The 9,825-nt window shown below is 28.6% G+C and carries 11 protein-coding genes and 1 other annotated feature; all 11 genes read left to right on the top strand.

What is annotated here, in order from left to right:
* The first annotated feature begins 131 nt into the window (after nt 1-131).
* The 11 genes from ANHYDRO_RS10260 (at nt 132) to serS (ending at nt 9,728) form a co-directional block, all read left to right on the top strand.
* A complete protein-coding gene (locus tag ANHYDRO_RS10260; protein ID WP_004812793.1) occupies nt 132-296 on the top strand; it encodes a hypothetical protein in 165 nt (54 codons plus the stop codon).
* A 320-nt stretch (nt 297-616) separates the two neighbouring features.
* Complete coding sequence (locus ANHYDRO_RS01540) at nt 617-1,501, top strand: DUF2232 domain-containing protein (RefSeq protein WP_004812792.1); 885 nt, start codon at nt 617-619, stop codon at nt 1,499-1,501.
* Nucleotide 1,502: 1 nt separating this feature from the next.
* On the top strand, nt 1,503-3,509 hold the full coding sequence (locus ANHYDRO_RS01535; protein ID WP_004812790.1) for a DHH family phosphoesterase: 2,007 nt from the start codon (nt 1,503-1,505) through the stop codon (nt 3,507-3,509).
* On the top strand, nt 3,490-3,801 hold the full coding sequence (gene rplI, locus ANHYDRO_RS01530) for a 50S ribosomal protein L9 (RefSeq protein ID WP_004812789.1): 312 nt from the start codon (nt 3,490-3,492) through the stop codon (nt 3,799-3,801). The genes ANHYDRO_RS01535 and rplI overlap by 20 nt, the downstream gene beginning before the upstream one ends.
* Nucleotides 3,746-3,931, top strand: a complete 186-nt coding sequence (locus tag ANHYDRO_RS11395; protein ID WP_392389397.1) for a 50S ribosomal L9 C-terminal domain-containing protein — start codon at nt 3,746-3,748, stop codon at nt 3,929-3,931. The genes rplI and ANHYDRO_RS11395 overlap by 56 nt, the downstream gene beginning before the upstream one ends.
* On the top strand, nt 3,931-5,256 hold the full coding sequence (gene dnaB, locus ANHYDRO_RS01525) for a replicative DNA helicase (RefSeq protein ID WP_004812785.1): 1,326 nt from the start codon (nt 3,931-3,933) through the stop codon (nt 5,254-5,256). Before ANHYDRO_RS11395 ends, dnaB begins: the two co-directional genes overlap by 1 nt.
* Nucleotide 5,257: 1 nt before the next feature.
* Nucleotides 5,258-5,821 (top strand): GNAT family N-acetyltransferase, encoded by a 564-nt coding sequence (locus ANHYDRO_RS01520; RefSeq protein ID WP_004812783.1) that lies wholly within the window; start codon nt 5,258-5,260, stop codon nt 5,819-5,821.
* Nucleotides 5,811-6,569 carry a DnaD domain-containing protein gene (locus ANHYDRO_RS01515; protein ID WP_004812780.1) on the top strand — a complete coding sequence of 253 codons (759 nt, stop codon included), beginning with the start codon at nt 5,811-5,813 and terminating at the stop codon, nt 6,567-6,569. Before ANHYDRO_RS01520 ends, ANHYDRO_RS01515 begins: the two co-directional genes overlap by 11 nt.
* Nucleotides 6,570-6,672: 103 nt before the next feature.
* Nucleotides 6,673-7,527 (top strand): ATP-binding protein, encoded by an 855-nt coding sequence (locus ANHYDRO_RS01510; protein ID WP_004812778.1) that lies wholly within the window; start codon nt 6,673-6,675, stop codon nt 7,525-7,527.
* A gap of 9 nt (nt 7,528-7,536) precedes the next feature.
* The gene (locus tag ANHYDRO_RS01505) at nt 7,537-8,199 is read left to right on the top strand and encodes an NAD(P)H-hydrate epimerase (RefSeq protein ID WP_004812776.1); all 663 of its coding nucleotides are present in this window, start codon (nt 7,537-7,539) and stop codon (nt 8,197-8,199) included.
* A gap of 35 nt (nt 8,200-8,234) precedes the next feature.
* Nucleotides 8,235-8,399 (top strand) — a binding site (T-box leader).
* Nucleotides 8,400-8,438: 39 nt separating this feature from the next.
* Nucleotides 8,439-9,728, top strand: a complete 1,290-nt coding sequence (serS, locus tag ANHYDRO_RS01500; protein ID WP_004812773.1) for a serine--tRNA ligase — start codon at nt 8,439-8,441, stop codon at nt 9,726-9,728.
* Nucleotides 9,729-9,825: the final 97 nt, after the last annotated feature.

Below are 9,825 nucleotides of genomic sequence, written 5' to 3'. Positions count from 1 at the left end.
ATTAGGACTATGATTGCAAGGCCAGAAGTTTTCCTTGTTAGATGAGCCTTTGGGAAGCTTGGATGCCTTTACAAGGATGAATATGCAAGATGAAATTTTAAATTTTAATAGGCAAGAAATAAAAAATTTAAATGATAATGGTAACTCACGACGTAGAAGAAGCTGTCTATATGTCATCTAAAGTTATAATAATGGAGCCAAGACCTGGAAGAGTTAAAGAAATTGTAGATATAGATCTTCCTTATCCTAGAGATAGGACAAGTGATAAATTTATAAATTACAGGAATAAAATTTAAAATTTTAAATTATTAAAGATAAGCTAGCCTAGAATTATTTAGATTCAGAACTTAGACAAACCCTCAAGCACGAACATCTAACTCCAAAAATTGTTGATTTCTAAATTTGAAATTCTAAAATCGCAAACTCGCTAATGCTCGAGCAGTGCGATTTTTAACGAATTTTCAAATTTGAAATCAAATCAATTTTTCGTATGATATTCTTTGCATGAGGATTTGTATACTTTGTCAACAGTCTGAGCCTAAAATTATTTAGGTTAGCTTTTTTTTCTAAAAATTGTATAATCTATGTGATAATCTTTCTAAAAGAAAGGATTTTTATGAATGAATATTTAAATAAAAATAAAAAAATAGCTAGTATAATTTTTGGATTGATAAATGTATCTTTAGCATTTTTATCATCTTATTATTTGATATTTGCATTTTTTATTCCAATTTTTACAGCTATAAAATTGTACGAGATGAATGATAAGAATAAAATGATATTTTTATTCACTTCAGCATTGTTTTCTTCTATTTTTAATATGGAGATATGCTTATACATAATGTTTCCTATGATAATTTTTGGAAACTTCTTGTTTGATTTGATAAAGAAAAATAAGACAGATAAGTATAGCATAAAAACTCTTACTGTAATTTTGTCAGTTTTATCTTTGTCAATAATTGGGTATCTTTACTATAAGTCTGGTATAAATATTGAAAATCTTACAAATGATTTTGAAAAAATAATTACTGGACAAAACATAAAAATTGATAAGGAAATGATAGAAAAAAGTTTAAAAACAATTCCATCATTTGTTGTTATTTTTTCACTAATTTATAGTATTATATCCTTGAAATTAGTTAGAAACTACTTGAATTTTAAATATGAAAAAATAAGAGATTTAAGAAAAATTAATACCATAAGGCTTGTTCCAAAAGATTTAAGTCTTATATTTGGATTTTTAATCCTAGCTGTAATTGTTTGTAAGTTATTAAAAACTTCAAACGAATTTATAATCTTAAATACAATAGTAACTTTAAAATCAATATTTGTCTTAAATGGGGCATTATTGATAGATTATTTTATTTCATTTAGGAGAAATAAAGTTTCAAAATTTTTAAATTACCTATTTATATTTTTACTATTTGCCTATATATCTGAGGCTATAGCCTTGGTTGGCATAATAGATGTGTTTATTAATTTAAGGAAAAAAGTGAGGTAGCATGAAAGAAAAATTAAAATATTTTACTAGAGAAAATTATATATTTATCCTAGCCCTACCCCTTCTTATATCTATAATTTTGTTTTTTTATGAAAAAATATTTGCAACTATAGGTCTTATCCTTGTGGCTTTACTGTATTTTTACATAAAAAAGATAGATGAGAATAATGAAGATTTCTTCCAAGCCTATATAGACGAGATGGATTATTCATTTGATGAAATTACAAAAAATGTAGTTTTTCAAATACCATTTCCAATTGTAATTTTGGAAGAGGGAAAAACAATAAAGTGGCACAATTCAAATTTTAAGGAACTTTTTGAAGCCAAAAATTTGATAGGAAAAAGCATTAATAGTTTTGTCCCAGATTTTAATGATATAGATTTTACAAAAGAATCTGATAAGGCTATAAGCGTAAATATATATGATAAGGTCTATGAGTTTTATTACTCTACAATAAAAAGAGAAAAATATGGTAAGGAACTGACCTTTGTATATGGAATTGATAATACAAGTGATGAAAATATTAAAAAAATATTTAAAGACCGCAGACTTGTAGTTCTTTCAATGTATATAGATAATTATGATGATTTAAGACAATCAACAAAAGCAAGTGATAGGTCATCGCTTACAGGTGAAATTGATAAAATTATAATGAATTATTTTGAACAATATGGAGCCATGGTTAGAAAATATGAAAATGATAGGTACATGGTAATGATTCATTATGACGATTATGTAAAAATTTATGAAAGTAAATTTAAAATTTTGGATTTGGTTAGGGAAGTTAAAAAAGGTAATTCAATAGAACCAACTTTATCAATAGGAGTAGGCCTTTCTGGATCAAAACCAATAGATATTTATGAAGAATCTAGAGTTTCTATAGATATAGCCTTATCTCGTGGTGGGGACCAAGTTGTAATTAAAGAAGGAGACAATTACGAATATTTTGGAGGAAAATCAAAGGCTACAGAAAAAATTTCCAAAGTAAGAAGTCGTGTAATTTCTCAAGCAATTAAAAGAATGGTTGAAAATTCTTCAAAAGTTTTTGTAATGGGTCACAATAATCCAGATATGGATTCTTTTGGTTCAGCCCTTGGAATGTATGAGGGAATAAAAAGTATTGGAAAAGATTGTTATTTTGTTTTAAATGGAATAAATAAACCAATTGAAAATATTTATAATAGAACTATTGAAGATCTTGAAGGATTTAGGGAAGATATTGTTACAGAAATTAAAGCCTTAGAAATGATGGACCAAGGATCTTTGGTAATTGTTACAGATAATCACAGAAAAAATTCTACTGAAGCTCCTGCTATTCTTGATAAAACTGACCAAATTGTAATAATAGACCATCACAGAAGGGGAAATGATTATATAAGAAATGCAACAATTTCTTATATAGAACCTTACGCATCAAGTGCAAGTGAGCTTGTAACAGAAATTTTAAATTATTTTGATGAATCATTTAAGGCAAGAGTCCCAGTTGCAGAAGCCCTTCTTGCAGGACTTACTGTTGATACGAAAAATTTTGTTTACCAAACTGGAGTTAGGACTTTTGAAGCTGCATCAATTTTAAAAAGATGGGGAGCAGATTCTATAATAATAAAAAGAATGTTTAAAGATGATTTTCAAATAGTAAAATATAAATCAGAGGTAATAGCAGATTCAACTGTTGTAAATGATTTTATAGCCATTGGCCATTTTAATAGGGAAATGGATGGGTCAACCCTTATAGCTAGTCAAGCAGCAGATGATTTGTTAAATATAAAAGGAGTTAGGGCAAGTTTTGTTCTAACAAGATCAAATGATAAAATTCACATATCAGGAAGAAGCTTGGGAGATATTTCTGTTCAATTAATTCTTGAAAGAATTGGTGGAGGAGGCCATCTAACCTCAGCTGCTACCCAACTTGATATGAGTATAGAAGAAGCAGAAATTATGCTTAAAAAAGCAATAAAAGAATACCTTGAGGAGGAATTAGAAGATTATGAAGATAATACTAACTGATGATGTTAAAAAAATTGGAAAAAAAGGCGAAGTAGTAAATGTAAAACAAGGATATTTTAGAAACTTTATTTTACCAAATAATCTTGGAGTAGAAGCAAATAAAGAAAATTTAGCTAAACTTAATGAACACTTAGAAGAATTAAAAAAAGAAGAAGATAAAAACATCAAAGAAGCTAAAGAAAATAAAGAAAAAATTGAAAAAACTGATGTAACAATAATGGTAAAAGCAGGAGAAAATGGTAAATTATTTGGTTCAATTACAAATATGGATATTAAAAAAAGCTCTAGATGAAAAAGGAATTGAAGTAGATAAGAAAAAAATTGACAAGGCTGATATTGATTCTTTAGGATCATATGAAGTTACAATAAAGCTTTACCAACAAATTTCTGCAAAATTAAAAGTGAATGTTGAGGCTGAATAATGGAAGAATCTCTTAGGCAAATGCCTAGTGATATTTCTTCAGAAATGGCCATAATTGGTTGTATACTTAAAAAAAGTGAAACCATAGACCAGGCTATACAATTAGTAAAGCCATATGAGTTTTATGATTCAAGATGCCAAAGAATTTATAAGACTTTAGTAAATATGTATCAAAAAGATATAAAAATAGATGAAGTAAGTCTTATATCAAAATTAAAATCAGAAAACATCTTGACAGAAGTTGGAGGAGAGGAGTTCATTGTAGAAATAACACTCTCCTCATTTTATACTCCAAATATGGACCAATACTGTGAAAATGTCAAAGAAAAAGCCCTTTTAAGAGCCCTAATCACAGCTTGCGATGATATTGTTGGAAAATCTTACGAGCAAAAAAAGGATGCCAAGGAAGTAATAGAGATGGCAGAATCAAGAATTTTTGAAATAAGTCAAAAAAATCTTGATAATGGCCTGGTAAGAGTTTCTGAAACAATGGATGAAACTATAAAACAATTAGAACTTTTAAGTTTAAATGAAGGAAAAATCACTGGAGTTACTACAGGAATTTCAAGTGTTGATGATAAATTATCAGGGCTTCAATCTTCCCAATTAATTTTACTTGCAGCAAGACCTGCTATGGGAAAAACTGCCCTTGGCTTAACAATGGCATGGAATGCAGCAAATGCTGGCAAATCTGTTGCGTTTTTTTCTCTAGAGATGTCAACCTACCAATTAAATCAAAGATTAATTTCAATGGTTTCTATGATTGATCTTGAAAAAATAATTACAGGAAATTTGGAAGCTGATGAATGGATAGAAATTATAAATGCAATCACAAAAATTAAAGAAAAAGAAATTTATGTTGATGAAACTGCAGGAATAACTTTGTCAGAGCTTAGAAGTAAGTGTAAAAGATTAAAGGCTGAAGAAGGTCTTGATTTAATTGTTATTGATTATCTTCAACTTATGACAGGGGAGGGAAGATTTGATAATAGGCAACAAGAAATCGCCCAAATTTCTAGGGGATTAAAATCTTTATCAAAAGAAATAAACTGTCCAGTTTTATCACTTGCCCAATTATCTCGTGAGGCTGACAAAAGATCTGACCACAAACCAATTTTATCAGACCTTCGTGAATCTGGAGCAATCGAGCAAGATGCAGATGTGGTTATGCTTTTATATAGGGAAGATTATTATGACGAAGATGATAATCCAAATGTGGCAAAGGTAATTTTGGCAAAACATAGAAATGGTCCGACAGGACTTATGGAATTATTTTTCCACAAACAATGTACAACATTTAGAGACCTAAGCCACGAAGAAGAATAAGATGAAAATAATTGGAAAAGATGATCATATATATTTAAAAAAATTAGACTTAGACGATGCTTATGATTTAAGAAAATGGGATATGAATGAGGATGAAAGACTCAAAGGCTATAATTATGGAAATTTTTCCCAAATTGATTGTGAAGTTTGGTTTATGAATGTAAATATTTATAGAAAAAGATATTTTGCAGTTAAAAAAATAGAAGATGATTCTTTCATTGCCTTTATTGGCCTTAAAAATTTTAATCCAATTTTAAGAAAAAGTGAATTGGGCATAGTTTTTGATCCTAAATATACTTCAAAAGGATATGGCTACAAGGCTATGAAAATTTTACTTGATTATTATTTTAATGATTTAAAATTCTACCAACTAGACCTTGATGTAAATGATTTTAATAAGAGGGCCTTTAAGCTTTATGAAAAATTAGGATTTAAGAAAACGGGAAAAACTGCAGAAGTTTTTGAAAATCAAGAAATTAATCCAGATGGTGAAAATTTTTTTTATAGAAATGGCAAAGTTTATAGTGTGATTACAAAAATGAGAATAAGAAAAGATGGAAGGTAATAATTTGAAATTTAAAATTCAAAATTTAAGTCTTGATATGGGGGAAACTTCCTTTGAAAATATGTTTTTAAATACATATGTACCCATGGCAGACGGTGATAGCCTAAAAGCTTTTTTGCTAATATACAAGGATTTAAAATCCCTAGGCCAAGTTGATTTAGAAAAAATAAAAAGACAACTTGCCTTTGATGATGAAAAAATGGAAAAAATTATTTCATATTGGACAAATATGGGAGTATTTAGAAAAAAAGATGTGGGAGATGGTGAAGTTTATCTAGAAATAATTTCCCTAAGACAGGCTTATTTTGGAAATTCTAGTGATAATAAGTCTGAATCTACGCTAGATATTTCCAAAAGAAAGTCTGTTATGTTTGACCAAGTTGAAAGAATTATTCAAAGGCAACTTACACCTCAAGATATTAGAAGGATTCATGAAACCTTGGATGAATATAAGCAAGACCCAGAGCTTGTTACAGAAGCCTTTAGGCAGGCTAAAGAAGTAAATAATGTTGATGTAAAATATGTAATGGGATTTTTGAAAACTTGGAGAGACCAAAGTATTTTTTCTTTAAATGATTTAAAAATAAAAGAAGAAAGAGCAAAATTATTAAGGGAAAAATCTCCTAGAAAATACAAAAGTGCCAAGAAAGTTTATAGGTCAAAAAATAAAGATTTTGATGCAAAAGCTTTTGCCCAAAAAGCAAGAGAGGAAAGATTTAGGAGAATTCTTGAAGGAGAGGATAAATAATGAGTCCCAATGACAATATTTCAAGAATAATTGAAAAAAGAAGAATAAGAAATAAGGAAGATCAGGAAAAAAGAAAAAAGAAATCTATGAAAAAATTCCAAGGATGAGGGTGATTGATAATACAATAGCATCTTTGGGAAGAAGGGCTGCAATTGAAGCCCAAAGTGGTAAAAATGTAGATGATTACAAAAATAAGTTAAAAGAGCTTGATAGGGAAAAGGAAGAAATCTTGGTAAAAAATTCCTACCCAAAAGATTATCTTAAAATCCATTATCACTGTGATATTTGCAAGGACACTGGTTTTGTAAATACAGAAACTTGTAGGTGTAGGAAAAAATTAATTATTGAAAGAAAATATTCCCAATCAAATATAAGTAGTCTATTAAAAAGAGAAAATTTTAGGACCTTTAATACAAATTTGTATTCAAAAAATCTCTACAAGGACTATCCTATAAGCCCTTATGAAAATATTATTAGGGTTGGAAAAGATGCCAAAAATTATGTTAATAATTTTGGGAAAGTTTATAAAAACCTATATATTTTCGGGGAAGTTGGAAGAGGTAAAACTTTTTTGATAAACTCTATTGCAAAAGAAATTTTGGATAGGAATTATTCAGTCCTCTACCTTACTGCTACAAAATTATTTTCTTTTATGAATGATTATTTGTATGCTTTTTCTGAAAAAAAACAAGACTTACAAGAATCCTATGATTTGATATTTGACTCAGATCTTTTGATAATCGACGATTTGGGAAGCGAAAATGATAGAAATTCTAATGAAGCAAATCTTTTTGAAATTGTAAATGACAGGATAATTAATAAAAAACCCATAATTTTTTCATCAAATTATTCTGAAGATGAAATAATGGAAGTCTATGGTCCAAGAATTTATTCAAGAATTATTGGATCTAGTGATGTGATGGAAATTTTTGGAGATGATTTAAGACTTTTATTTTAGGAGTTAAATATGCTTTTAGTAGATCGTGAAACCATGCAAAAAATTGATAATTTTGCAATAAATGAGTTAAAAATACCATCTCTTTGTTTAGTTGAAAGGGCAGCTCTTTCTGTGATGGATAATATTAATCTTGATATAAGACAGACTTTTGCAATTGTCGTTTCTTGTGGAAATAACGGGGCAGATGGCCTTGCTCTTGCAAGAAATTTGCTTGCCCTTGGAAAAAATTGTTATATTTATATTGTTGGAAACAAAAATAAGGCTAGCAGAGATTTTATAATTAATTATAATGCTTGTAAAAATCTTACTAAAGAAATTTATTCAATTGAGACAATTGAGGATATGGATTTTTTAAGAGAAAATCTTGATAAGGTTAATACAATTATTGATGGGATTTTTGGTACTGGCTTAAACAGGCCTGTTTCAGGAATTTATGCAAATATTATTGATTTGATAAATGAGAAAAATATTTATACAATTTCAATTGATTTGCCATCTGGTTTTGATGCAAATGGCATAAATAATTATGGGTCTTATGTTGATAGTGATTTAATTGTTTGTATGCAAATTTTTAAAAAGGGTCTTTATGAAGATAGATATTTTAGGGATAAGACTGTTGTTTGCGATATAGGCCTTCCTAAAATTGCAATTGAAAAATTTACAGAAATTTGAAAAAAAATAAAATGAAAGTATATTATAGATAATTGAATAGAGCTGTGATGAGAAGTAGTAGTTAAAAATAGCCTTTAGAGAGAAGATGGTTGGTGAAAATCTTTGGTGAAAGTTAATGAATCCGTCTTTGAGCTTATAAATTAAAGTGAATGAATTTATTTCATTAAATTGGGTGGTACCGCGATAATCTCGTCCCTTTTGGGAGGAGATTTTTTTTATTTTTAAATTTAGGAGGAAATATGTTAGATATAAAATTTGTGAGAGAAAATCCAGAACTTGTTAAGGAAAATATTAAGAAAAAATTCCAAGATGAAAAATTAGTTTTGGTTGATGAGGTTATTGAACTTGATCAAAAATTAAGGGATGTAAAAACTGAGGGAGACAATTTAAGGGCAAAAAGAAATAAAACTTCAAAACAAATCGGTGCTCTTATGGGTCAAGGAAAAAAAGATGAAGCTGAAGAAGTTAAAAAAGAAGTAGGCGATATTAATGATAGACTTGTTCAAATTGAAGAAGATACTAGAAAATTCCAAGACCAATTAAAAGAAAAAATGCAAGTTATCCCACAAATGATTGATGATTCAGTTCCAATAGGAAAAGATGACAGCGAAAATGTAGAAATTGAAAGATTTGGCGAAAATGTAACTCCAGATTATGAAGTACCTTACCATGTTGACATTATGGAAAGTTTTAATGGAATTGATTTAGATTCTGCAAGAGACACATCAGGGGCTGGTTTTTATTATTTAAAAGGGGATATAGCAAGACTTCATTCAGCAATTCTTTCTTATGCAAGAGATTTTATGATTGACAAGGGATATGAATACCACATTCCTCCATTTATGATTAGATCTGACGTTGTTACAGGTGTAATGAGCTTTGCTGAAATGGAAGATATGATGTATAAAATCGAAGGCGAAGACTTATATTTAATAGGAACAAGTGAACACTCAATGATTGGTAAATTTATAAATTCAATCAATGAAGAAAGCGATATGCCATTAAAAATGACTTCTTATTCACCATGTTTTAGAAAAGAAGTTGGAGCTCATGGAATTGAAGAACGTGGAGTTTATAGAATCCACCAATTTGAAAAACAAGAAATGGTTATAATTTGTAAACCAGAAGATTCAAAGAAATTTTATGATGAATTATGGCAAAATACTGTAGAATTTTTCAGATCTTTAGAAATTCCTGTAAGAACACTAGAATGTTGTTCTGGAGATTTGGCAGATTTAAAAGTAAAATCTTGTGATGTTGAAGCATGGAGTCCAAGACAAGGAAAATATTTTGAAGTAGGTTCTTGTTCAAATCTTGGAGATGCTCAAGCAAGAAGACTTAAAATAAGATTAAGAGGCGAAAAAGGAAATTATTTTGCTCATACCTTAAATAATACAGTAGTAGCTCCTCCAAGAATGTTAATTGCATTTTTAGAAAACCTACTACAAGAAGACGGATCAGTAAAAATTCCTCAACCATTACAAATGTACATGGGTGGAATGGAAAAACTTGTCCCAAAAAATAAATAAAAATTAAAAAACTCATTAATAAACTCATTAATAAACATACAAAAAATCCTAGCTTAATTGCTTTAGGAAGTTTTAATTTTAATTTAATTTTTTTTAA

This window comes from Anaerococcus hydrogenalis DSM 7454, from assembly GCF_000173355.1.
In the GTDB taxonomy this organism is placed as follows: domain Bacteria; phylum Bacillota; class Clostridia; order Tissierellales; family Peptoniphilaceae; genus Anaerococcus; species Anaerococcus hydrogenalis.
The sequence above is the reverse complement of the archived record's forward strand: the minus strand, read 5'-3'. Positions and strand labels throughout refer to the sequence as shown.

What these genes read in the sequence shown, in the direction of transcription:
- ANHYDRO_RS01505 (WP_004812776.1), top strand. Translation starts at nt 7,537, where the DNA reads ATGCTTTTAGTAGATCGTGAAACCATGCAAAAAATTGATAATTTTGCA.
- ANHYDRO_RS01520 (WP_004812783.1), top strand. Translation starts at nt 5,258, where the DNA reads ATGAAAATAATTGGAAAAGATGATCATATATATTTAAAAAAATTAGAC.
- ANHYDRO_RS10260 (WP_004812793.1), top strand. Translation starts at nt 132, where the DNA reads ATGATAATGGTAACTCACGACGTAGAAGAAGCTGTCTATATGTCATCT.
- dnaB (WP_004812785.1), top strand. Translation starts at nt 3,931, where the DNA reads ATGGAAGAATCTCTTAGGCAAATGCCTAGTGATATTTCTTCAGAAATG.
- serS (WP_004812773.1), top strand. Translation starts at nt 8,439, where the DNA reads ATGTTAGATATAAAATTTGTGAGAGAAAATCCAGAACTTGTTAAGGAA.
- ANHYDRO_RS01540 (WP_004812792.1), top strand. Translation starts at nt 617, where the DNA reads ATGAATGAATATTTAAATAAAAATAAAAAAATAGCTAGTATAATTTTT.
- ANHYDRO_RS01515 (WP_004812780.1), top strand. Translation starts at nt 5,811, where the DNA reads ATGGAAGGTAATAATTTGAAATTTAAAATTCAAAATTTAAGTCTTGAT.
- ANHYDRO_RS01510 (WP_004812778.1), top strand. Translation starts at nt 6,673, where the DNA reads ATGAGGGTGATTGATAATACAATAGCATCTTTGGGAAGAAGGGCTGCA.
- rplI (WP_004812789.1), top strand. Translation starts at nt 3,490, where the DNA reads ATGAAGATAATACTAACTGATGATGTTAAAAAAATTGGAAAAAAAGGC.
- ANHYDRO_RS01535 (WP_004812790.1), top strand. Translation starts at nt 1,503, where the DNA reads ATGAAAGAAAAATTAAAATATTTTACTAGAGAAAATTATATATTTATC.
- ANHYDRO_RS11395 (WP_392389397.1), top strand. Translation starts at nt 3,746, where the DNA reads ATGGTAAATTATTTGGTTCAATTACAAATATGGATATTAAAAAAAGCT.